The following is a 22,051-nucleotide window of genomic DNA, read 5'->3' as shown; positions in this document are numbered from 1 at the left end:
CGCTGCGGGCTTTTTCATGGGTGGTACAAAAGCTGTGGGCCTGCGGCGATCCCCTGCTCGCGATTGCGGTGTGTCAGGCAACATAAATGCTGAATGTCATACCGCAATCGCGAGCAGGCTCACTCCTACAAGGGAATATCGGTGATCTCAGGATTGGTGTTGAGAATTCCAGAGGGCCAACAACGCCGGCAACTCGGTCAGGCTGCGAATCTCTGCATCCGGCGCCTTGTCCGCTTCCCATGCCTTGCCCGTCGGGTTAAACCAGATCGCCCGCAACCCCGCCTGCTGCGCCCCCGCAATATCATCCCCCGGATGATCGCCGATATGCACCGCCGTCTCCGCCGTCGCACCACCCCGCTGCAACGCCTCATGAAACAGTCGCGCATCGGGCTTGGCGATGCCGATGTCTTCGGCGCACAACGCAAACTTGAAGTAATCCGCCAGCCCCAGCCGGCGCACATCGGCGTTGCCATTGGTGACTACGCCCAGGGCGTAATGCTTGGCCAGCGTTTCCAGCGTCGGCTCGACTTCGGGGAACACCTCGATCTGATGTCGGGCATGCAGAAACACTTCAAAACTCTTGTCGGCCAGGTCTGAAGCCTCGCCATGGCCGTAACCGGCCTCTTCCAGCGCATGGAACAACACCCGGCGCCGCAGCGCACTGATGCGGTGTTTGAGGCTTGGCTCGCCGCTCAGGATACGCTCACGAATGGCCCATAAATGTTCCACCGGCACTGCGCCCAGGTTCGGTGCGTGCTCGGTCAGCCATTCTCGCAGTATGGCTTCGGCGCTGACGATCACCGGGGCGGTGTCCCACAGGGTGTCGTCGAGGTCGAAGGTGATCAATTGGAGGGTCATGAATCATCGCCCTTAATGCGTTTGGCCCGTGGATGGGCGCTGTCGTAGACCGTGGCCAGGTGCTGGAAGTCCAGGTGGGTGTAGATCTGGGTGGTCTTGATGTCCGAGTGGCCGAGCAATTCCTGGACGGCGCGCAGGTCCTGCGAGGATTCCAGCAAATGGCTGGCAAAGGAATGCCGCAGCATGTGCGGGTGCAGGTTCTGCCCCAGCTCACGCTCACCAGCGGCTTTGACCCGCACCTGAATCGCCCGGGGACCAAGGCGCCGGCCTTGCTGGCTGACGAACACGGCATCGTCCGCCGGGTTGGTCATGGCCCGCAACGGCAGCCACAGTTCCAGGGCTTCGCGCGCTTTTTTGCCGACCGGCAGCAGTCGAGTCTTGCTGCCCTTGCCGAGCACCTGAACCATGCCGTCAGCCAGATCCAGCTGATCCAGATTAAGCCCGGTCAGCTCCGAAAGGCGTAAACCCGAGGAATAGAACAGCTCCAGAATCGCCTGATCCCGACGCGCCAGGAAATCATCCTCCACCGCGCCTTCAAGCAGTTGCAGCGCGCGGTCGGTATCGAGGGTTTTCGGCAGCCGACGTTCGCCCTTGGGCGGCGCCAGGCCATTGGCCGGGTCGTGATCGCACAGGCCTTCGCGGTTCAGATAATGATAGAGGCCACGAACCGCTGACAGCAGGCGCGCCAGACTGCGGGACGATTGCCCCTGAGAATGCAGGCGCGCGATCAGGCTGCGCAGACGCTGAATATCCAGCGCGGCCCAGCTGCTGATGTTCTGTTTGACGCACCAGCCCAGCACTTTGTCGAGGTCGCGGCGGTAGGCGTACAGCGTGTGGGGCGACACCTGCCGCTCACTGCGCAGGTGTTCGCAGTAAGCGTCCAGTTGCCGTTCCATGGTCAGCGTACCGAGCGCAGGGAACTGTTGACCCGTGGCAGCACGCGGCCCATGACTTCGGCGATGTAGCTCAGGAACAGCGTACCGACCGAACTCTTGTAGTGCTGCGGGTCGCGACTGGCGATGGCCAGGACGCCGTGGATGCCTTGATAGCTGATGGCGACAACGGCGGTGGAGCCGATCTGTTTGCGCTGTTCTTCGCCGAACAGGAAGTCCAGTTCGTGATCGCGCAGGCTGCCGCTGACGCTTTTGTCTTCCGAGAGCAAGCCGCCAATGGCCGTTTGCGCGTCGGCATGGGTGACCCAGCGGCCCACCGGCATCGGGTTGTCACCCAGCAGAATCAGGCTGACAAAAGGCACCTGAAAGTCCTGGCGCAGACTGTCTTCGACGCTGATCACCACGTCTTCCAGGCTGCTGGCATCCATCAGCGCGAGAATCAGGCGGCGGGTCTTGTCGAAGAGACGGTCGTTGTCGCGGGCCACGTCCATCAAATGCGAGAGGCGATGACGCAACTCGATGTTGCGGTCGCGCAGGATCTTCATCTGGCGTTCGACCAGCGAGACGGTATCGCCGCGCTGGTGCGGAATGCGCAAGGCCGGGAGCAGCTCTTCGTGTTCGACGAAGAAATCCGGATGAGCCTCCAGGTACGCGGCAATCGCCGCCGCCTCAAGGCTTTCGGAAGGGGATTCGTCGGGCTGTGGGGCGGGAACCTGGGGCTTATCTTTCATGGATTCGACTCTCTCAAAGACGCACTTGTCCTTCATAAACGCGCACTGCCGGGCCGGTCATCATGACCGGTTGGCCAGGGCCTGCCCATTCAATGGACAGACGCCCGCCGGGCAGGTCGATCAATAGCGGCGAATCCATCCACCCCTGGCTGATCGCGGCCACTGCGGCAGCGCACGCGCCGGTTCCGCAGGCCTGGGTTTCCCCGGCGCCACGTTCCCAGACGCGCAACTGCGCACGGTTCCGGTCGATGACCTGGAGAAAACCGACATTGACCCGCGCCGGGAAGCGCGGGTGATGTTCGATTTTCGGCCCCAGTTCATGCACCGGTGCGTTGTTGATGTCAATGACCCGCAGCACGGCATGGGGATTGCCCATGGACACGGCAGCCAGTTCGACCGGGGTGCCATCGATGTCGAGCTTATAGCTCAGGGCCTGTTCTGGCGCCTCGAATGGAATCTCGGCCGGCACCAGGCGCGGTGCGCCCATGTTGACACCGATCTGGCCGTCGCTGCGGATATCCAGTTCGATGATGCCGCTTTTGGTCTCGACGCGAATCTGCCGCTTGGCGGTCAGGCGTTTGTCGAGCACGAAGCGGGCGAAGCAGCGCGCACCGTTGCCGCACTGTTCCACCTCGGAACCGTCGGAATTGAAAATCCGGTAGCGGAAGTCCACGTCCGGGTTGCTCGGCGCTTCGACGATCAGCAACTGGTCGAACCCGATGCCGGTGTGCCGATCGCCCCATTGCTTGGCATGTTTGGGCAGGATGTGCGCGTGCTGGCTGACCAGGTCGAGGACCATGAAGTCATTGCCCAGGCCGTGCATCTTGGTAAAACGCAGCAGCATGGGATTACTCCGGCAGCAGGCTTTCGCCAGCAAACAACTCGGCTACCGTCTCACGGCGACGCACTTCAAATGCCTGATCACCGTCCACCAACACTTCAGCGGCGCGGCCGCGGGTGTTGTAGTTGGAACTCATGACAAACCCATAGGCGCCGGCCGAATGCACGGCCAACAGGTCGCCTTCTGCCAGGGCCAGTTCACGATCCTTGGCCAGGAAGTCGCCGGTTTCGCAGATCGGGCCGACGATGTCGTAGGCGCGAGCCGCGGTAGTGCGCGGGCGCACGGCGGTGACGTCCATCCAGGCCTGGTACAGCGCCGGGCGGATCAGGTCGTTCATGGCCGCGTCGACGATGGCGAAGTCTTTGTGCTCGGTGTGCTTGAGGTACTCGACCTGGGTCAGCAGCACGCCAGCGTTGGCGACGATGAAGCGGCCCGGCTCGAACACCAGCCCCAGGTCACGACCGTCGAGACGCTCGCGCACGGCTTTGATGTAGTCGGCAGCCAATGGCGGCTCTTCATCGCGATAACGCACGCCCAAACCACCACCGAGATCGATGTGGCGCAGGTAGATGCCGCAATCGCCAAGGCGGTCGACCAGGCCCAGCAGGCGGTCGAGGGCGTCGATGAACGGCGGCAGGGTGGTGAGTTGCGAACCGATGTGGCAATCGACGCCGACCACTTCCAGGTTGGGCAACTGGGCGGCGCGGATGTACACGTCTTCGGCGTCGGCGATGGCGATGCCGAACTTATTCTCTTTGAGACCGGTGGAAATGTAGGGGTGCGTGCCGGCATCGACGTCCGGGTTCACACGCAGTGAGATCGGTGCGCGAACGCCCAGCTCGGCGGCGACCACTTGCAGACGTTCCAGCTCATCGGTGGATTCGACGTTGAAGCAATGGACGCCAACTTCCAGGGCACGACGCATGTCGTCACGGGTCTTGCCGACACCGGAGAAAACGATCTTGTCGGCGCTGCCGCCAGCGGCCAGTACGCGTTCCAGCTCGCCACGGGAAACGATGTCAAAACCGGCGCCCAAACGCGCCAGGACATTCAGTACACCCAGGTTGGAGTTGGCCTTGACCGCAAAGCACACCAGGTGCGGCATGCCGGCCAACGCATCGGCGTAAGCCAGGTACTGGGCTTCGATGTGGGCGCGGGAGTAGACGTAAGTCGGTGTGCCAAAGCGCTCGGCGATGGCGGACAGGGCAACCCCTTCCGCGAACAGCTCACCGTCACGGTAGTTAAAAGCGTCCATGGCGTTCCCTTATTGGTAGACGTCGTGCTTGTGTGCTTTGGACGGCTGCTTTTGCGAGGACTGGGCTTGCTCGGCAGGGTCTTGGGAATCATCAGGCAGGTACAGCGGGCCTTTTTGACCACAAGCCGACACAAGACAGGCAACCGCGAGGAGCGCGGCAAGGGAAGAGATCAGGCGCTTCATGGCGAAATCCTTGAAAATGCGTTAATTGCGCCGGAGTATACCGGCCACCCGGCAGCTTGCCTATGCGACGGGGCTCCCGTCCGGCGGGGCTTCGCATGATGCCGGTCAGCCAAGCGCAATCCCTGTGGGAGCGAGCCTGTGGTGAGGGGATTTATCCCCGTTCGGCTGCGAAGCAGTCGCAAAACCGGTGAATGCGGTTTTTCTGATACACATCGTAGTCCCAAAATCAGGGCCGCTTCGCGACCCAACGGGGATAAATCCCCTCACCACAGACTCGCTCCCACAGGTTTAGCGCTTAACATATCGATAGCGGTACCTGATCGTTATCCTTTGCAATCACCGGGGCTCGCCCGTATCTTGCGGCGCTTGAGCGTGAACAGACACTTTTTGAGGTTGCCGTAATGAGTTTGACCGAAGCCCGTTTCCACGACCTGGTCGATGCCACCCAGCAGACGCTGGAAGATATTTTCGATGAGAGTGACCTGGATATCGATCTGGAGAGCTCGGCCGGTGTGCTCACCGTCAAGTTCGAAAACGGCAGCCAGTTGATCTTCAGTCGCCAGGAACCGCTGCGTCAGCTGTGGCTCGCGGCCGTGTCCGGTGGCTTCCACTTCGATTACGACGTAGAGAGCGAGCGCTGGATGTGCGACAAGAGCGAAGAGCAGTTGGGCGAAATGCTTGAGCGCATCGTCAAGCAGCAGGCTGGCGTCGAACTCGACTTCGAAGGTCTGTGAGATCGTGACGCAACCTGCGCCCGTTCGTCCGCCCAAGCCGCTCTACAGCAATGTCAGCCCGGCGGTGCCTTCGCCGTGCAGCGGTGTGTGTCGGCTGGACGAACAGAAGGTCTGCCTCGGGTGTTTTCGCCATGTCGAAGACATCCGCGAATGGCGCTCGGCCGATGATGATCGTCGCCGTGTGATCTGCGCCCAGGCGGCGCAGCGCAAAACCTCGCGGTAATCCCTTACTTGTGGCGAGGGGGCTTGCCCCCGTTCGGCTGCGCAGCAGTCGTGAGCTTTTTAGGGCCGCTACGCGACCCAACGGGGGCAAGCCCCCTCGCCACAGTGGTCCGCGCCGGGCCGTGGTCACCCCTCACTTGTATATTTATTGAGCTGTGATAGTGTCCAGAAACGCCTCAACCCATCGAGGCTCGTGAAAACCCCGCCTTTTTCTGGCGGGGTTTTGCTTTTTTTGTGCAGAAGAAAGGAGTCTGCCTCAATCATGACCGCACCTTCCATCACCCTTACTCGTCTGGACGTGCAACGTCTGGAGCGCCTGATCGACAGCCTGGATGACACGCTGCCGGGCGTTATCGCGCTGCAAACCGAACTGGATCGCGCCGATACCCTGGTCGGTCACGATGAAGTGCCCGCCGATGTCGTCACCATGAATTCCCGTGTGCATTGCCGCGAAGAAGGCAGCGGCAAGGACTATCACCTGACGCTGGTTTACCCCAAGGATGCCAACGCCGACGAAGGCAAGATTTCCATTCTGGCGCCGGTCGGCAGCGCGTTGCTGGGGCTTAAGGTTGGTCAGCACATCGACTGGCCAGCACCAGGCGGCAAAACCCTCAAACTGACCCTGCTGGAAGTCGAATCCCAGCCGGCCGAGGGCGGCCACTTTCCGGAATAAACCGCTTAGACCTGCTCGAGCGCCTCATTCAACGCGCGCTCCAGGTCGGCCTTGTAGCGCAAATACAAATTACTTGAACTCTGACCATCACCGAGCAGGCCCGACAAGTCCAGGTCGGTGATGTAGCAGCGATAGCGCTCGGTTTCCCGGCGCTGCTCGACGATTTCCTGGGCGACCACGCTGAACAATTGGTCGCCATACTCCAGCTCTGAAAACTCCCGCTGATTGCAATACAACGTGACATGCACCTGTCCCGGCGCAGCTTTGCCGATGATCGCCTGCACGTCGTAGAACGGTTTATCGATCGGGGTTTGCGGCGCCGGCCGGGCTTCGACGCGACGCGCCCGGCCGGGACCTGACGGCAATAGCTGGTAATACATCGTGTCGAGGTTCGAGGGTTGGGTGGCGTTCATCGGCAGCAAGGCGTCGCGTCGGTACTGGATCGATTGCAGGAACCGTTGCAGCGGCACCAGCAAGCTTTGCTCGTCGTGATACGGCAATCGCTGCTGCCACAGGGCATTGAACTCATCCAGTACGTACAGATCCGCCTGCTGTTCGGTGATTCGGTAGAACACCTGAATGCATTCGGGCTGGCCCATGGGCAGGAGCAGCGCCAGGTCGTGGTCTTCCAGTGCCATCGGGTCCAGGTGCAGCGGGCTGTAGCTCGCCAGTTCTTCACCCAGGTAATCGAACAGCGCGGGCAGCGTGGCGAGGGCGACGTGATTGACCTGGCCGGGCACCAGTTCCAGTACGTGATAATGCTGCTGGACCTGTACCAGGTAACGATGATTGAGCTTGCTCAGCAGCAGGTTCTGCGCGGTATCGAGCACCTCTTCGACCCGCCGGGCGATGAATTGCGCGCGGTTGTGGCAGAAACAGCGAACCCTCAAACGGGGTTGTTGTGGACCGTTCGGCAGGTTGTTGAGGTAATCGCGCAGGCAGTCGAGCAGGGCGTGAGGGCCGTCGTAGCGGTTGACCAGCACTTCGTTCCAGCTGTTGAGCGTGATCTGGTCCAGGGTCAGCACCAGGTTTTCCCGGACACCGGCATAGCTCAGGGAATCGGTGCGCTCGGTGGTCATCAGGATATTCAAGTCGCGATGGTGCTTGAGCGGGTCGACGCCGACGTTCACCAGAATCAGCACTTCACTCGGCACGCTGGCGCGCAGCAACGGCTCTTCGGCGACGGTCGCCAACGGCAGGGCGATGCTTTGTTGCAGGCTGCCGAGCAGGTTGAACAGTTCAAATTCGCTCAGGTCGCTGGTGCCGGGGTGCAAGGCGAGGCGGGTGCTGCTGTCGATCACGCCATTGCGATGGCACCAGGTCAGCAGCTCCAGCAATTGGCGACTGCGCTTGATCGGCGCGAAATGTTCCCACTCGTGGGCTGCCAGGCTGCCGTTATACAAGCCCCACTGGGTTTGCCCAGGTTCTTTCTTGTTGGGTGCCTGCACCAGGGTCAGGGTATCTTCGGCCAGGTCCGGGGCGATGCCGGGATTGATGAACTCGACTTTGTCCGCTTTGCGCTCAAAGGCTGCATACAGCCGTCGACCCAGCACGTTGAGGTCGCGTTTGTTGATCAGGCTGACGGTTTGCTCGTTGCGGGCGAACTGGGTCAGGAAGCGGTAGCTGTAGTTCAGCTCGTTGACCAGGGCTCGGCGTTCGGTGCTGACCTGCCGGACTTTCCATTGGCTGCGGCTGTCGAGCAGTGCCAGTTGCCGCTGATCCCAGTTCCATTCGTGAGCCAGACGCTCAAGCAGTGAACGTTGCCAGCTCTGGGTGCGACTGCTGCCGGTGAGCTTGCGGTTGACCTTCAGGTACAGCGCGCGGCGTACCAGCTCCAGGCGCTCCGGCTCGCCCCGCGCGGTGAGGTATTCCTCGATGCGTCGGTAAACGACGATGTAGGGGTCGAGCTCGTCGAGGTCCAGTTTATTGGCGAATACCGCCTGCTTGAAACGCAGGCTCAGGCAGTGAACCTTCGGGTGTTCGCTGGCGTAAACCTCGGTCAGCAGTAGTTTGAGCACAGACTTGTAGGGCGACTCGATGCCCTTGAATAGCTGCCAGAGCCCGGCGCCGATGAATTCCCCCGGTGGGATATAGGCCAGATGCCCCAAATCCAGCGACTCGTCCGCGCGGATGAAACGCTTGGACAACAGCGTGTGGGTGTAACGGTCGTAGGCGGCTTCTTCGTAGACCGGCACCAGCCACCAGATCGGCGTGCGGCCGGCCAGCCAGATCGCGGTGCGGTAAAACTCATCCAGCAGCAGGTAGTGCTGGGTCGTGCCGCAGTCTTCCGAACTCAATTGCGTATCGCGCTCACCGAGCACGAAGCGGGCCGGGTCGATCAGAAAGAAATGCGCCTCGGCGCCCTGGCTGGCGGCCCAGACTTCAAGCAGTTGGCACTTTTTACGCAGCTCGGCGAGTTCGTTCTCGCTCAAGTCCGGCCTGTGACAGACCCACACGTCCATGTCGCTTTGATCGGCCTGAGCCAGGGTGCCGAGGCTGCCCATCAGGAATAGCCCGTGGATCGGTCGCGGCGGGTTGCTGCCGTGGCGTGGCTTGTAAGAAAACGATCGAGTCAGGCGCTGGGCTTCAGCGAGGGCGTTGGCGTCAGGCTCGAAATTCGACAGCCCGGCCGGCGTGCTGCCCGACACATAGCCTGGCAATAACGGATGATTGACGTGGAAAAACAGCGGCAACAGTGTCAGCACCGTTTGCTGGCGGGGTGACAACCCTTCCATGGCACGGGCCATGCGGCCTTCGTTGAGCTTCAGAAAACGTGCGCGCAGCTGGCTGAGAACCTTGCGGTCGATTCCCTCGTCCAGATCGGGGCGAATTTCATGGGTGCGGGTCATGTCAGCTCAAACCGGCTCGCGAAGCACGGACGTGGGGTCTGCGGATGAGGGGCAGTTTAGCGCCTCGGGCCCGGGACTTTTATGCTGATTTTGTTTTTTTGACGTCAGATTTCTACCGTGCGGCGACCGCAGGTCACAAAGTGTGCCCGCGGAAATCCCGTAGCAGGGGTTTCCGTGGGCGATGCGGTAATGCTCAGGCTGTTTCCTGGACGCTCAGAATCGTCAGAACGGTTTGTACATTTTGTGCGGCGTCACGACCCAGACTGGTCAGATAACCACCATCGGGCTGATCGATCAGTTCTTTTTCGTACAGGCGTTGAGCGGCAGCAATGGCTTTCGGGGCAGCGGTCTGATGAATTTTCAAACCTTCCTGGGAACTGTCCAGGTTGAAGAGGGCGAGGATTTCCAGTTCGGCAACCAACTCAGGGGTAAGCGACATAAGGACTCCAGACTTTCTAGGAATTGGACGACAGCGCCCCTAAGGTGAGCCCACTCGTGCGGCATGTCCAGTGCTCGCGACAGGGTTTTTTCGCCTTGGGATGCATTCCCCGGCGGGTGGTGCGGCAGCGGGGTGCGTAGGAGCGAGGCTTGCCCGCGAAGAACGATGACACGGTTTGTCTGGAAAAACCTCAGTGCGCCCTTCGCGGGCAAGCCTCGCTCCTACGGATCGGGCTTATTTCTTTTCCGGTGGCAACTCTGGCAATGCACGCAGCGCTGTTTCATACCATTCGGTGTTGAACGCGCGGTCTTCTTCGAGGATCGCGTCGATTTCTACTGCCAACACGTGGGCCATCAAACTGAGGATTTCTTCACGCTCGTAACCCACCAGGGTCAACTTGTTGAAGGTCGCCTTGGCCGCCGGTGGGTTGTCGCTTTCGATCTGGTTTTCGATGGCTTCGATCAAGGTGGTTTCGGTGAATTCTTCTTCGTCGCTATTGATGTCGGTTGGCTCGCTCATGGCAGGCTCCTCAAGTTTAAGGCGGCCAGTTTACCTGCATTCAGCGCTGTGATGCTGCTGGCAGGAATCGCTCGGGCGTTCTATAAACAGGCACTGCCAACCCCGCACGGCCTGGAGGCTATGTGATGCTCAAGCTTTATGGATTTTCCGTTAGTAACTACTACAACATGGTCAAGCTGGCGCTGCTGGAGAAGGGCTTGCCGTTTGACGAAGTACCGTTTTATGCCGGCACAAGCCCGGAGGCGCTGGCCATCAGCCCGCGCGGTAAGGTTCCGGTCTTGCGCACCGAACAGGGTTTCATCAACGAAACGGCGGTAATTCTCGAGTACATCGAGCAAAGCCAGAAAGGTACGCCGCTCCTGCCGAGCGATCCGTTCGAGCGGGCGCAGGTGCTGGCGCTGGCCAAGGAAATCGAGCTGTATATCGAGTTGCCGGCTCGCGCGTGCTACGCCGAGGCGTTTTTCGGCATGCAGGTGCCGGAGGCGATCAAGGACAAGACCAAGGCTGAATTGCTGTTGGGGTTTGCGTCCCTGGGCAGGCACGGCAAGTTCTCACCTTATGTCGCGGGTGACAGTCTGAGTCTTGCGGATTTGTATTTCCTGTACAGCGTGCCATTGGCTCGTGCGGTTGGGCAGAAGCTGTTCGATATCGATCTGCTGGCGGATATGCCGGGAGCCCAGGCGCTATTGGAGCGTCTGGAGCAGAATCCGAACGTGAAGAGAATTGCAGCGGACAAGGAAGCGGCGATGCCGGCGTTTATGGCGATGGTCGCGTCCAAGAAGTAGGGTTTGTAGCGTTCTTGAGTCAGTCTTCGCGGGCAAGCCTCGCTCCTACGGGATCTGTGTCGTTCGCGAAATTGCTGGACGACACAGATCCCGTAGGAGCAAGGCTTGCCCGCGAAGCTTTTAGCGGCTGGCGAGCAATGCCTGGCCGCGCGCCACAGCCTTCTTCACCTGCGCCGGCGCAGTGCCGCCGATATGGTCACGGGCATTCACCGAGCCTTCCAGGGTCAGCACGGCAAACACGTCCTGATCGATCTGGTCGCTGAACTTGCGCAGCTCCTCCAGACTCATTTCCGCCAGGTCCTTGCCGCTTTCCACGCCGTACTTCACGGCATGGCCGACGATTTCGTGGCAGTCACGGAACGGCAGGCCACGGCGTACCAGGTAGTCAGCCAGGTCGGTCGCGGTGGAGAAACCCCGCAGCGCCGCTTCGCGCATCATCGCGTGCTTGGGCTTGATCGCCGGGATCATGTCGGCGAAGGCCCGCAGCGAGTCGCGCAAGGTGTCGGCGGCATCGAACAGCGGTTCCTTGTCTTCCTGATTGTCCTTGTTGTAGGCCAGTGGCTGGCCCTTCATCAAGGTCAGCAAGCCCATCAGCGCGCCGAAGACGCGGCCGGTCTTGCCGCGCACCAGCTCTGGCACGTCCGGGTTTTTCTTTTGCGGCATGATCGAGCTGCCGGTGCAGAAACGGTCCGGCAGATCGATGAACTGGAACTGCGCGCTGGTCCACAGCACCAGCTCTTCGGAGAAACGCGACAAGTGCATCATCGCGATGCTTGCAGCCGAGCAGAACTCGATGGCGAAGTCACGATCGGACACGTTGTCCAGCGAATTGCCGCCGACTGCATCGAAGCCCAGCAGCTGAGCCGTGAACTCGCGGTCGATCGGGTACGTGGTGCCGGCCAGCGCAGCGCTGCCCAGTGGCATGCGGTTGGTGCGCTTGCGGCAGTCGACCAGGCGCTCGTAGTCGCGGCTGAGCATTTCGAACCAGGCCAGCATGTGGTGCCCGAAGGTCACCGGCTGCGCGGTTTGCAGGTGGGTGAAGCCCGGCATGATGCTGCCGGCTTCGCGCTCGGCCTGCTCCAGCAAGCCTTTTTGCAGGCGGGTGATTTCGCTGAGGATCAGGTCGATCTCGTCACGCAGCCACAGGCGGATGTCGGTGGCGACCTGGTCGTTGCGGCTGCGCCCGGTGTGGAGCTTTTTACCGGTGACGCCGATGCGGTCGGTCAGGCGCGCCTCGATGTTCATGTGCACGTCTTCGAGGTCGATGCGCCAGTCGAACTGGCCGGCCTCGATTTCACCCTGGATGGTCTTCAGGCCATCGGTGATGCTGTCGCGCTCGGCGTCGGTCAGCACGCCGACCTTGGCCAGCATCGTGGCGTGGGCAATCGAGCCCATGATGTCGTGGCGATACAGGCGCTGGTCGAAAGTGACGGAGGCGGTGAAGCGGGCGACGAAGGCGTCGACGGGTTCACTGAAGCGGCCGCCCCAGGACTGATTGGTCTTGTCAGTGCTCATGAATTCGCTCGTGTCGGCTGAAGAAAAAAATGACGTTGGAAGCTGTCGCGGATAATAACAGGGTTGCCAATCCTGTCGCTGACGCTGGTCGACAGGTTTTTTTTCCGGGGCTCGGTCCATACTCAGGACATGCCTTGTGGGAAATTGCGCAACGATATTTTTCAATTGAGCAATATCGTCCCTGCAACCGTCTACAGTTGGACAGTAGGATCAGCGCACTTCTCGGCGCTACGGCTGACTATAAGAAGAGGGGGTGTTCATATTGTGTATCGGCAAACCCTACGGCGATACCTCGCTTACGCGGGCCAGAGCCTCCAATCACTTGGCAGATGAAAATTTAGCCGCCGGTCTCGCGGCACTTTTTGGCCCTCGCGCTAGTCTTAGCGTGGATCGCGGTGACGGACGTCACTTCACCTGTCTACGCTATCCTTGTGCGAGACTCACGCAGGAATCCAGCGCAATATGAATGTCCTGATCGTTGATGACGAACCCCTAGCCCGCGAGCGCCTGAGCCGAATGGTTGGCGAACTCGAGGGATACACTGTCCTGGAGCCCAGCGCCACGAACGGCGATGAGGCGTTAGCGCTGATCGACAGCCACAAGCCGGATATCGTGTTGCTCGATATCGGCATGCCAGGCCTTGATGGCCTGCAAGTGGCTGCCCGGTTGTGCGAACGCGAAACCCCGCCCGCCGTGGTGTTTTGCACCGGGTCCGATGAATTTGCCGTGGAAGCCCTGCAGGCCAGCGCCGTGGGCTATCTGGTGAAGCCTGTGCGAACTGAACATTTACATGATGCATTGAAGAAAGCCGAGCGGCCCAATCGCGTCCAGCTCGCCGCCCTGACCCGTCCCGCCGCCGAAAGCGGTAGCGGACCCCGCAGCCATATCAGTGCCCGAACACGTAAAGGCATTGAACTGATCCCGTTGGGTCAGGTGGTCTACTTCATTGCTGACCACAAATACGTGACCTTGCGCCATGAAGGCGGCGAAGTGCTGCTGGATGAGCCGCTCAAGGCCCTGGAAGATGAATTCGGCGACCGTTTCGTGCGCATCCACCGCAACGCTCTGGTCGCCCGTGAACGCATCGAACGCTTGCAACGCACGCCGCTGGGGCATTTTCAGCTGTTCCTCAAAGGCCTCAATGGCGATGCCCTGATCGTCAGCCGTCGCCACGTGGCCGGCGTGCGCAAAATGATGCAACAGCTTTAACTCGCTGATCACAGGCGAACTTCACATCCGTTTGCTGGACGTCCGAGGCCAGGGAGGCCACGCAGTGTCTGATACAAGTCAAAGTGGATTTGGCTGAGCTGTTATTATCCGCCGTATCTATTCAGTACGGATTGATCCATGTCCTCTCGCGAAATCCGCATCGCCACCCGCAAAAGTGCTCTCGCCCTGTGGCAGGCCGAATACGTCAAAACCCGTCTTGAAGAGGCCCATCCGGGTCTGCTCGTGACGCTGGTGCCCATGGTCAGTCGTGGCGACAAGCTGCTCGACTCACCCCTGTCGAAAATCGGTGGCAAAGGTCTGTTCGTCAAGGAGCTCGAAACCGCGCTGCTGGAAAACGAAGCCGACATCGCCGTGCACTCGATGAAAGACGTGCCGATGGATTTCCCCGAAGGCCTCGGTCTGTTCTGCATCTGCGAGCGTGAAGACCCGCGCGATGCGTTCGTTTCCAATACCTACGCCAGCCTGGATGAGTTGCCGCAAGGCAGCATCGTCGGCACCTCCAGCCTGCGCCGTCAGGCTCAGTTGCTGACCCGCCGCCCGGACCTCGAAATCCGCTTCCTGCGCGGCAACGTCAACACGCGCCTGGCCAAGCTTGATGCTGGCGAATACGACGCCATCATTCTTGCAGCCGCCGGCCTGATTCGTCTGGGCTTCGAAGATCGCATCACCTCGGCAATCAGCGTCGACGACAGCCTGCCGGCCGGTGGCCAAGGCGCAGTCGGCATCGAATGCCGCAGCGTTGACAGCGAAATTCACGCGTTGCTGGCGCCGTTGCATCACCAGGACACCGCAACCCGCGTGACCGCGGAACGTTCCCTCAACAAGCATCTGAATGGCGGCTGCCAAGTGCCGATTGCCTGCTATGCCGTGCTTGAAGGTGAGCAGATCTGGTTGCGCGGTCTGGTAGGCGATCCGAGTGGTGGCTTGCTGCTCAGCGCCGAGGCCCGTGCGCCACGTGGCGATGCTGAAGCCTTGGGCGTGCAAGTGGCTGAAGACTTGCTGAGCCAGGGTGCCGACGACATTCTCAAGGCAGTCTATGGCGAGGCAGGTCACGAGTGACGAGCTGGCGCCTGCTGCTGACGCGCCCTGCGGATGAGTCGGTGGCGCTGGCCAGTGTTTTGTCGCAGGCGGGGATTTTCAGCAGCAGCTTGCCGCTTCTGGAGATCAAGCCGATTCCTGTCTCTGACACAATGCGCGAGGTGATTCAGGGGCTGGATCGTTACTGTGCGGTGATCGTGGTCAGTAAACCAGCCGCCAGAATGGGCGTCGACCTGCTCAATCAGTATTGGCCACAGCCACCGTCCCCACGCTGGTTCAGCGTGGGTGCGGCGACTGCGCAGATCCTGGCGGATAACGGGTTGGACGTGAGTTTCCCCGCCGAGGGCGATGACAGCGAAGCCTTGCTCGAACTTCCCTCGTTGCGCGAGGCGATTGCCCGACCCGATCCGCGGGTGCTGATCCTGCGCGGGGAGGACGGGCGCGAGTTGCTGGCTGAGCGTTTGCGCAAGCTTGGTGCTAGTGTCGAGTATCTGGAGTTATACCGTCGTGGATTGCCTCACTACCCGTCGACGCTGCTGCCTGAGCGGATCGAAGCGGAACGCTTGAACGGGCTGGTGGTCAGCAGTGGACAGGGTTTTGAGCACCTGCGCCAATTGGCGGGCGATGCCTGGCCTGAAATGGCGCAGTTGCCGTTGTTTGTTCCAAGCCCCAGGGTCGCCGAGCTGGCACGTGCCGCCGGGGCCCAAACAGTTGTGGATTGTCGTGGCGCCAGTGCCGCGGCTTTGCTGACGGCGTTACGGGAGCATCCCGAACCCGTTCTCTAATGCAAAGGATGGATACGTGAGCGAAACAGCCTTGCCTAAAGATGACGTGCTGCCGGCGCTTGAAGCGCCGGTTGAAACTCCACCACCTGCCACAGTGCAGCGCCGGGGCAATGGGCTGGCAATCGTCGCGCTGCTGCTGGGCGCCGCCGGTGTTGCCGTGGGCGGTTGGGGTGTCTGGCAGGTGCGTCACCTGCAAGCCAATACTCAACAGCAGTTGAGCCAGGTCCAGGCGTTGAACGATCAGGCGCAGAGCCTGAAACTCAATGAACAACGCTTGAGCGCGCGCCTTGAACAAATGCCAGCGGCCGAAGAACTGGACGCTCGCAGCCGTCTGGTGACGCAGTTGCAAGGCGATCAGCAACGCTTGAATCAGCGTCTGGAAACGGTCCTCGGTGCGAGTCGCAAGGATTGGCGTCTGGCCGAAGCCGAGCACTTGTTGCGTCTGGCCAGCCTGCGCCTTTCTGCGTTGCAGGACATCAGCAGCGCCCAGGCCCTGGTGCAGGGCGCCGATGAAATCCTGCGCGAACAGAACGATCCGGGTGCTTTCGCCGCTCGCGAGCAAGTGGCCAAAACCTTGGTGGCACTGCGCAGCACTGAACAGCCGGATCGCACCGGGTTGTTCCTGCGACTGGGCGCGCTGCGCGATCAGGTCATCGACCTCACCGAGCTGGCCCCCGAGTACAAGGACCGCGGCGAATCGCTGTTGGGCCTGACGGCCGATGGCGACGGTGCCAGTCGTTGGGCGCAGTGGTGGGACCAGATTTCGCGCTACATCCGCATCGACTTCAATGCCGACAAGAATGTTCGCCCATTGCTGGCAGGGCAGAGCCTGAGTCAGGTACGTCTGGCGCTGAGCCTGGCGCTGGAGCAGGCGCAATGGGCCGCGCTCAATGGTCAGGCCGCGGTCTACACCCAGGCGCTGGCAGAGGCGCGGGATGTCCTGACGGGTAACTTCAACCCGGACAACCCTCAGAGCAAGGTGATGCTTGAACAGGTGGGCGAGTTGAGCAAGCAGCCCGTCACTGTGGTCACACCAGACCTGACCGGGACACTGAGTGCGGTTCAGGGTTATCTGGAGCGGCGTAACGTCAACGCCGAAGACTCGATCAAACCGATGGCAAAACCGGCCGCGAACCCTGCGCAGGAGGCCACGCCATGAAACGCCTCTATGTGATCGTATTCCTGGTCATCGCCGCAGCCGCCGCACTGGGCCTGGCGATTGCCGAGCATTCCGGTTACGTGCTGATCGCCTACAAGACCTTCCGTTATGAAGCGAGCCTGTGGGCCACCCTGGCGTTGGTCGCGGTGCTCTGGCTGGTGTTCTGGGGCATCAAGGCGTTGATCGAGCTGGTGACGACTTCCAGCGGCGTGGTCAATCCGTGGTCGCGGCGCAATCGCAGTCGACGGGTGCAAGTGGCGATCGAGCACGGTCAGCTGGACCTGGCGGAAGGACGCTGGGCCAGTGCACAACGTCATCTGCATCGCGCTGCCGAAGCCGAACGCCAGCCTCTGCTCTACTACCTCGGGGCCGCACGCGCCGCCAATGAACAAGGTCACTACGAGGAATGCGACAACTTGCTGGAGCGCGCCCTCGAGCGCCAGCCCCAGGCCGAGTTGGCGATTGCTTTGAGTCACGCCCAGTTGCAGAACGACCGCGGCGACACGGAAGGCGCCCTGGTGACGCTGCAAGCCATGCACGAGCGTCATCCTCATAATGTCCAGACCCTGCGCCAGTTGCAGCGTCTGCATCAGCAGCGCGGCGACTGGTCGGCGGTGATTCGGCTGCTGCCGGAGCTGCGCAAGGATAAAGTCTTGCCGCCCGCCGAACTGGCCGATCTGGAACGCCGGGCGTGGGGTGAAAACCTTTCCCTGGCTGCGCATCAGGAAGCGGATGGCACGGTAGGTTTGCAATCGCTCAATCGCGCCTGGCAGCAACTCACCTCGGCTCAGCGCCAGGAGCCTCAGTTGGTGCTGGCCTACGCGGAGCAGCTGCGGCAACTGGGCGCACAGATCGAAGCGGAGGAGGTTTTGCGCACGTCGCTCAAGCGCAAGTACGACAGTCATCTGGCTCGTCTCTACGGCCTGGTGCGCGGTAGCGATCCGGCTCGACAACTGCAAACGGCCGAGGGCTGGCTCAAGGATCATCCAGCCGACCCAAGCCTTCTGCTGACACTCGGCCGCCTGTGCCTGCAAAGCAGTCTGTGGGGCAAGGCGCGGGACTATCTGGAAAGCAGCTTGCGGGTGCAGCGCAACCCGGAAGCCTGTGCGGAACTGGCGCGGCTGCTCGCGCAGCTCGGCGACACCGAGCGCAGCAATCAGTTGTTCCAGGAAGGCCTGGGTCTGCTGGACGAGCGCCTGCTGGCAGCACCACTCCCAGCGCCCGTTTACGCCTGAAACAATCCCCTTGCATAGCAGCTGGCGCAGCCTGCGTCCGGCTGCGAAGCAGTCGTAAAACGAGCGCCAAGGTTTCATCAGGCTTATCGCGTTTAAATTTATGACGACTGCTTCGCAGCCGGACGCAGGCTACGCCAGCGGCTACAGGGGCGGGAGCCGTTCTTGGGCGCTATCCGGCCGCTGGAATCTCGTTGAATGTTTAGCGTTGTAGCCCCTGATCGGCTTTGTCCTACAGGGGACTACATCAAGTCCTCTCGACGCTGTCGGGAATTCCCTACACTTCTGGTGAAGTGTCCGTGCCGGCCTGCCTTGAAAGGCTGGCGCGCTTTCCTCTACCGTAACCGCCTGTCTCTACTGTTACGGATAAGCCATGTTTTTGGCCTGCTCACGCTCCTTGTTTTTCATGGCTTTTATTGCAGGTGCCCTGGCCTTGGGCGTTTCCTATTACCTGGAATATGCAATCGGCCTCAAGCCTTGCGGGTTATGCCTTTTGCAGCGAGTCTGCCTGGCGTTGTTTACCGGTGTCTGCCTGACGGCTTCGGTGCATGGCCCTGGTCGCTTCGGGACTTTTCTTTATTGGCTGCTGGGTTTGTCATGCAGTCTCGCCGGTATGGTCACGGCGTGGCGGCAAGTCTTGTTGCAAAGCGATCCGGCGCATCAGCTATCGACCTGCTCCACCAATCCGCAGGCCCTATACGAGAACCTGCCCTGGCTGTGCAAAGTGACGCGAATGTTCAAAGGGGACGAAGATTGCGCAGAAATTTCCTGGACGCTGTTCGACCTGAGCATCCCGGAATGGAGTCTGCTGCTCTTCGTGGCGGTGACAATTCTGGGTGTTTATCAACTGCTGCGCGTTGTCTGGCTGGCCTGCGAGCGACCGCTCAGCGGCGTGTCGTCGCACCGGGGGCTGGCGGGTGATTAAACACTTGTATGAACTTTATCTCCTGCGTACCTTGAAGCCATTGTCGCGCGGGCATAATCTGGCCCGCACGTGTCATTGGAATTATGTTGCTCGATGACGCTCTGCCTGGTCGATTCTTGATTTTCAAGTCTGCGACAGGTGTAGGGCAGCATGACCCACAAGGGAAGAGAGATCACCATGCTCGAAAGTTGTCAGAATGCTCAGGAACGTTGGGGTGGAGTGCATCTGCTGATCGATCGCTGGTTGCAGGAGCGTCACGAACTGGTTCGGGCCTACGATGCTCTCGGTGCCAAGCCAGAGGCTTTGGGCGAAAACCGAAAGCCGTTGCAGGAATTCTGCGGCGTGCTGGTCGATTACGTGTCTGCGGGGCACTTCGAGATCTACGAACAGCTGACCGGCGAAGCCAAGGCGTTTGGCGATACTCGCGGGCTGGAGCTGGCCGAGACGATTTACCCGCGCATCGACGTCATCACCGAGAAGCTGCTGGCGTTCAATGACCTGTGTGATGCAGGCAAGTGCGTCGCGGAGAAATTCAAGGAGCTGGGCGGGCTGTTGCACGAACGCTTCGAACTGGAAGATTGCCTGATCGAAGTGCTGCACACTGCTCACAAGGAAGAGGACCCGGTTCAGGCCTGAACCTCTCCTGCAAGACTAAAAAACGGTGCGCCATGCGCGCCGTTTTTCGTTCCCGGCTTTCAGCTTGTGGCGCCACGCAATTCGACTTCGAATACCAGCGGTGTGAACGGCGCGATCAGGTCGCCAGCACCGTCCGCGCCATAGGCTTGGGAAGATGGAATCACCAGGCGCCATTTCGCACCCACTGGCATGTTTTGCAGTGCGCTGCGCCAGCCGCTGATCACACTATCCAGACTGAACCACTGCGGCTTGCTGTTCTGATCGAACACCGTGCCGTCGGGAAGGCGTCCAACATATAAAACTTCGACCTTGCCATTAGGGCCAGCCTTGGCCCCCGTGCCCGGCGCCAACTCGGTCAGCAAAATTCCATCCGCCAGTTCACGGACACCCGGTTTGGCTTTTTCCTCGGTGAGGAACCGCTGCTCTTTTTCCAGCGCGACTTCACTTTGCGCGACGGCGGGTTGCTCCGCGACCTGGGCTTCGTGCTCGGCCAGAATCTGTTCGATCTGCTCGTCTTTCAATGCCAGAGGCTTGCCTTGATAGGCTTGTTGCAGACCGTCGAGCAATGCCTGGAGTTGTAGATCCGGCACCTCTTGGCGCAAGCGCTCACCCAGGCTCGCACCCAGGCTGTAAGCAAGATCGTGAGCCTCATTTGGGGTGGTTTTTTCGGCAGCCTGGGCCACGGAAAAACACACACACAACGATAAAAAAAAGTAGCGCGACATGGGCACACTCCGATCTGAGATGCGGTGGATTATGCCAGTGTGAATGCGCTCGAAGGTGAACTGGTTTTGCGCGAGCGCAGAAGAATTTCAATCTGTTGCAACGCAGCGCTTTCGATACTGTCAACATGCCCTAGCGGCGGTGTCAGCAGAGGTCTAGTATGAGCCGCACCCACGTCAGCCAGGAGGTAAACCATGTCGGCCACCAAGAAGCCTGTAAATACCCCGTTGCACTTACTCCAACAACTCTCGGGCAGCCTGCTCGAGCATTTGGAAAACGCTTGTTCCCAAGCCTTGGCTGATGCTGAAAAACTGCTCGCCAAACTGGAAAAGCAGCGCGGAAAAGCGCAGGAAAAACTGCACAAATCCCGTACCAAATTGCAGGACGCTGCGGCTGCCGGTAAAGCCAAGGCACAAACCAAAGCGAAGGGTGCGGTGAAAGAGCTTGAGGACTTGCTCGATGCCCTCAAGGATCGTCAATCCGAAACGCGTAGCTACATTCTGCAACTCAAGCGGGACGCTCAAGAAAGCCTGAAACTGGCCCAGGGCGTCGGTCGTGTACAAGAGGCTGTCGGCAAGGCGTTGTCCCTGCGTTCGGCCAAGCCTGCTGCAGCACCTGCCAGGAAAGCTGCTGCCAAACCGGCTGCTGCAAAAGCACCGGCCAAGCCTGCTGCCAAGGCGCCGGTGAAAGCCGCCGCCAAGCCAGCAGCAAAACCAGCAGCGAAAAAAACCGTCGCTGCCAGCGCTGCGAAACCGGCTGCTAAAACGACGGCTGCCAAGCCTGCCGCCGCCAAGCCAGCCATTGCAAAAACGGCTGCTGCAAAACCAGCAGTGGCGAAAACCGCCGCAGCAAAACCAGCTGCAAAAACGGCCGCTAAACCTGCCGCTAAACCTGCAGCAAAACCAGCTGCCAGAACCGCTGCGGCGAAACCTGCTGCCAAGCCGGCTGCGAAACCTGTCGCGGCTAAAACTGGTGCAAAACCAGCGGTAAAAGCTGCTGCAAAACCAGCCGCTAAACCGGCAGCAAAACCTGCTGCGGCTAAACCTGCCGCTGCTGCCAAGCCGGCCACCGCCAGCGCTGCAAAACCTGCCGCAGCCAAACCTGCTGCCAAGCCAGTCGCGGCCAAGCCTGCTGCAAAACCGGCGGCCAAGCCTGCTGCCAAACCAGTGGTGAAAAAACCTGTTGCCGCCAAGCCGGCCGCCACGCCAGTTGCCAAGCCAGCCAACCCGGCTCCGGTGGCAACGTCTGCTTTAGCAGCAGCCACCTCGACAGCCACGCCAGCGCCAACGCCGGCCGCCGCATCGATTGCAGCAACCACCCCAACCAGCGCTTCCTAAGTGCCGGTTGCCGCGACGCGCAGCTGATGCAGCGCGTCGCGGTCCAGGTGGGCGGCACCCGCCGCCACACCTTCCAGCCAGGCCGTTAGATCGGTCGCCTCACACTGCGGCCAACTCTGCGCCGATCGCTCCAGTCGCAACAACAGATGTCGCTCGGCCTCCAGTTCCAGTGTCTTCACTTGTTCGCGCAACGTATTCAGCTCGGCGTCCTCAATCGCGACGGTTTTCCATTGCATGCGCAATGCTCGCAGCGGTCGCACGACATCGGCGTCCCAAGGCTCGGCAATGTCGCGAAGCAGCTGCAATCGTTGCTCATTGCAGGTGACGCCTCGGTCTCCCAGCCATAACCCACAGAGCAGAAGGCACACATTCACGCCTGCCGACTGCAATTGCAGACACGCGTCTTCAACACCGGGACGGGCGTAGGTGGTAAGGGAAAAGCTCCACAGGTCAGAGGACATAGTGCTACTCGCGCCAGTTGCGAGCGAA

Annotated in this window: 24 protein-coding genes; 12 read left to right on the top strand and 12 right to left on the bottom strand. The window is 60.7% G+C overall.

Features of this window, described 5'->3' with window-relative positions; all coding sequences use genetic code 11:
• Positions 1-147: 147 nt before the first annotated feature.
• The 6 genes from ACIQV9_RS07075 to ACIQV9_RS07050 are packed head-to-tail and all read right to left on the bottom strand — an operon-like array spanning position 148 to position 4,761.
• Positions 148-858 (bottom strand): HAD family hydrolase, encoded by a 711-nt coding sequence (locus ACIQV9_RS07075; RefSeq protein WP_403099673.1) that lies wholly within the window; start codon positions 856-858, stop codon positions 148-150.
• A complete protein-coding gene (xerC, locus tag ACIQV9_RS07070; protein ID WP_090178141.1) occupies positions 855-1,754 on the bottom strand; it encodes a tyrosine recombinase XerC in 900 nt (299 codons plus the stop codon). Before xerC ends, ACIQV9_RS07075 begins: the two co-directional genes overlap by 4 nt.
• A gap of 2 nt (positions 1,755-1,756) precedes the next feature.
• Positions 1,757-2,482, bottom strand: coding sequence for a DUF484 family protein (locus ACIQV9_RS07065; protein ID WP_403099671.1), 726 nt, complete (start codon positions 2,480-2,482; stop codon positions 1,757-1,759).
• A gap of 13 nt (positions 2,483-2,495) precedes the next feature.
• Complete coding sequence (gene dapF, locus ACIQV9_RS07060; protein WP_403099669.1) at positions 2,496-3,326, bottom strand: diaminopimelate epimerase; 831 nt, start codon at positions 3,324-3,326, stop codon at positions 2,496-2,498.
• 4 nt (positions 3,327-3,330) lie between these two features.
• Entirely contained in the window at positions 3,331-4,578 is a 1,248-nt protein-coding gene (gene lysA / locus ACIQV9_RS07055; RefSeq protein ID WP_403099667.1) for a diaminopimelate decarboxylase, read from the bottom strand.
• A 9-nt stretch (positions 4,579-4,587) separates the two neighbouring features.
• Positions 4,588-4,761, bottom strand: a complete 174-nt coding sequence (locus ACIQV9_RS07050) for a lipoprotein (RefSeq protein WP_075946461.1) — start codon at positions 4,759-4,761, stop codon at positions 4,588-4,590.
• A gap of 401 nt (positions 4,762-5,162) precedes the next feature.
• On the opposite strand from ACIQV9_RS07050, the gene cyaY reads away from it, so the two are divergent.
• The 3 genes from cyaY (at position 5,163) to rnk (ending at position 6,390) form a co-directional block, all read left to right on the top strand.
• Positions 5,163-5,495, top strand: coding sequence for an iron donor protein CyaY (gene cyaY, locus ACIQV9_RS07045; RefSeq protein WP_403099664.1), 333 nt, complete (start codon positions 5,163-5,165; stop codon positions 5,493-5,495).
• Between the two features lie 4 nt (positions 5,496-5,499).
• Positions 5,500-5,718, top strand: coding sequence for a DUF1289 domain-containing protein (locus tag ACIQV9_RS07040; RefSeq protein WP_403099662.1), 219 nt, complete (start codon positions 5,500-5,502; stop codon positions 5,716-5,718).
• A 261-nt stretch (positions 5,719-5,979) separates the two neighbouring features.
• Positions 5,980-6,390 carry a nucleoside diphosphate kinase regulator gene (gene rnk, locus ACIQV9_RS07035; RefSeq protein WP_046045088.1) on the top strand — a complete coding sequence of 137 codons (411 nt, stop codon included), beginning with the start codon at positions 5,980-5,982 and terminating at the stop codon, positions 6,388-6,390.
• A gap of 5 nt (positions 6,391-6,395) precedes the next feature.
• Here rnk and ACIQV9_RS07030 read toward each other — a convergent pair whose 3' ends face one another.
• The 3 genes from ACIQV9_RS07030 to ACIQV9_RS07020 form a co-directional block, all read right to left on the bottom strand.
• Positions 6,396-9,239 carry a class I adenylate cyclase gene (locus tag ACIQV9_RS07030; protein WP_403099660.1) on the bottom strand — a complete coding sequence of 948 codons (2,844 nt, stop codon included), beginning with the start codon at positions 9,237-9,239 and terminating at the stop codon, positions 6,396-6,398.
• 193 nt (positions 9,240-9,432) lie between these two features.
• The gene (locus tag ACIQV9_RS07025; protein WP_094470036.1) at positions 9,433-9,678 is read right to left on the bottom strand and encodes a TIGR02647 family protein; all 246 of its coding nucleotides are present in this window, start codon (positions 9,676-9,678) and stop codon (positions 9,433-9,435) included.
• A 234-nt stretch (positions 9,679-9,912) separates the two neighbouring features.
• Positions 9,913-10,197, bottom strand: a complete 285-nt coding sequence (locus ACIQV9_RS07020) for a hypothetical protein (protein WP_403099659.1) — start codon at positions 10,195-10,197, stop codon at positions 9,913-9,915.
• A 125-nt stretch (positions 10,198-10,322) separates the two neighbouring features.
• Between ACIQV9_RS07020 and ACIQV9_RS07015 the strand changes: the two genes are divergently transcribed.
• Complete coding sequence (locus ACIQV9_RS07015) at positions 10,323-10,982, top strand: glutathione S-transferase family protein (RefSeq protein ID WP_403099658.1); 660 nt, start codon at positions 10,323-10,325, stop codon at positions 10,980-10,982.
• A gap of 120 nt (positions 10,983-11,102) precedes the next feature.
• On the opposite strand, the gene argH is transcribed toward ACIQV9_RS07015, so the two are convergent.
• Positions 11,103-12,497 (bottom strand): argininosuccinate lyase, encoded by a 1,395-nt coding sequence (gene argH / locus ACIQV9_RS07010; RefSeq protein ID WP_010465079.1) that lies wholly within the window; start codon positions 12,495-12,497, stop codon positions 11,103-11,105.
• 462 nt (positions 12,498-12,959) lie between these two features.
• Between argH and ACIQV9_RS07005 the strand changes: the two genes are divergently transcribed.
• The 7 genes from ACIQV9_RS07005 (at position 12,960) to rsd (ending at position 19,502) form a co-directional block, all read left to right on the top strand.
• The gene (locus tag ACIQV9_RS07005) at positions 12,960-13,706 is read left to right on the top strand and encodes a LytR/AlgR family response regulator transcription factor (RefSeq protein ID WP_403099657.1); all 747 of its coding nucleotides are present in this window, start codon (positions 12,960-12,962) and stop codon (positions 13,704-13,706) included.
• A gap of 138 nt (positions 13,707-13,844) precedes the next feature.
• Complete coding sequence (gene hemC / locus ACIQV9_RS07000) at positions 13,845-14,786, top strand: hydroxymethylbilane synthase (protein WP_403099656.1); 942 nt, start codon at positions 13,845-13,847, stop codon at positions 14,784-14,786.
• On the top strand, positions 14,783-15,550 hold the full coding sequence (locus tag ACIQV9_RS06995) for a uroporphyrinogen-III synthase (protein WP_403099655.1): 768 nt from the start codon (positions 14,783-14,785) through the stop codon (positions 15,548-15,550). The genes hemC and ACIQV9_RS06995 overlap by 4 nt, the downstream gene beginning before the upstream one ends.
• A 16-nt stretch (positions 15,551-15,566) precedes the next feature.
• Positions 15,567-16,709, top strand: a complete 1,143-nt coding sequence (locus ACIQV9_RS06990) for a uroporphyrinogen-III C-methyltransferase (protein WP_403099654.1) — start codon at positions 15,567-15,569, stop codon at positions 16,707-16,709.
• Positions 16,706-17,944, top strand: coding sequence for a heme biosynthesis protein HemY (locus ACIQV9_RS06985; RefSeq protein WP_403099653.1), 1,239 nt, complete (start codon positions 16,706-16,708; stop codon positions 17,942-17,944). Before ACIQV9_RS06990 ends, ACIQV9_RS06985 begins: the two co-directional genes overlap by 4 nt.
• A 370-nt stretch (positions 17,945-18,314) precedes the next feature.
• Positions 18,315-18,866, top strand: coding sequence for a disulfide bond formation protein B (locus ACIQV9_RS06980; protein ID WP_403099651.1), 552 nt, complete (start codon positions 18,315-18,317; stop codon positions 18,864-18,866).
• Positions 18,867-19,043: 177 nt separating this feature from the next.
• Complete coding sequence (gene rsd / locus ACIQV9_RS06975; RefSeq protein WP_403100019.1) at positions 19,044-19,502, top strand: sigma D regulator; 459 nt, start codon at positions 19,044-19,046, stop codon at positions 19,500-19,502.
• 59 nt (positions 19,503-19,561) lie between these two features.
• Here the strand turns inward: rsd and ACIQV9_RS06970 are convergent, their stop codons facing one another.
• A complete protein-coding gene (locus ACIQV9_RS06970) occupies positions 19,562-20,227 on the bottom strand; it encodes an FKBP-type peptidyl-prolyl cis-trans isomerase (RefSeq protein ID WP_403099650.1) in 666 nt (221 codons plus the stop codon).
• A gap of 192 nt (positions 20,228-20,419) precedes the next feature.
• On the opposite strand from ACIQV9_RS06970, the gene ACIQV9_RS06965 reads away from it, so the two are divergent.
• Entirely contained in the window at positions 20,420-21,562 is a 1,143-nt protein-coding gene (locus ACIQV9_RS06965) for an AlgP family protein (RefSeq protein ID WP_403099648.1), read from the top strand.
• Here the strand turns inward: ACIQV9_RS06965 and ACIQV9_RS06960 are convergent.
• The gene (locus ACIQV9_RS06960) at positions 21,559-22,023 is read right to left on the bottom strand and encodes a TIGR02444 family protein (protein WP_403099647.1); all 465 of its coding nucleotides are present in this window, start codon (positions 22,021-22,023) and stop codon (positions 21,559-21,561) included. The two genes, ACIQV9_RS06965 and ACIQV9_RS06960, sit on opposite strands and share 4 nt — an antisense overlap.
• Between the last annotated feature and the right edge of the window lie 28 nt (positions 22,024-22,051).

Source organism: Pseudomonas sp. NPDC099000, from assembly GCF_044759925.1.
Taxonomy (GTDB): Bacteria; Pseudomonadota; Gammaproteobacteria; order Pseudomonadales; family Pseudomonadaceae; genus Aquipseudomonas.
Note: the sequence above shows the minus strand (reverse complement) of the source record. Positions and strands in the feature narration are given on the sequence as shown.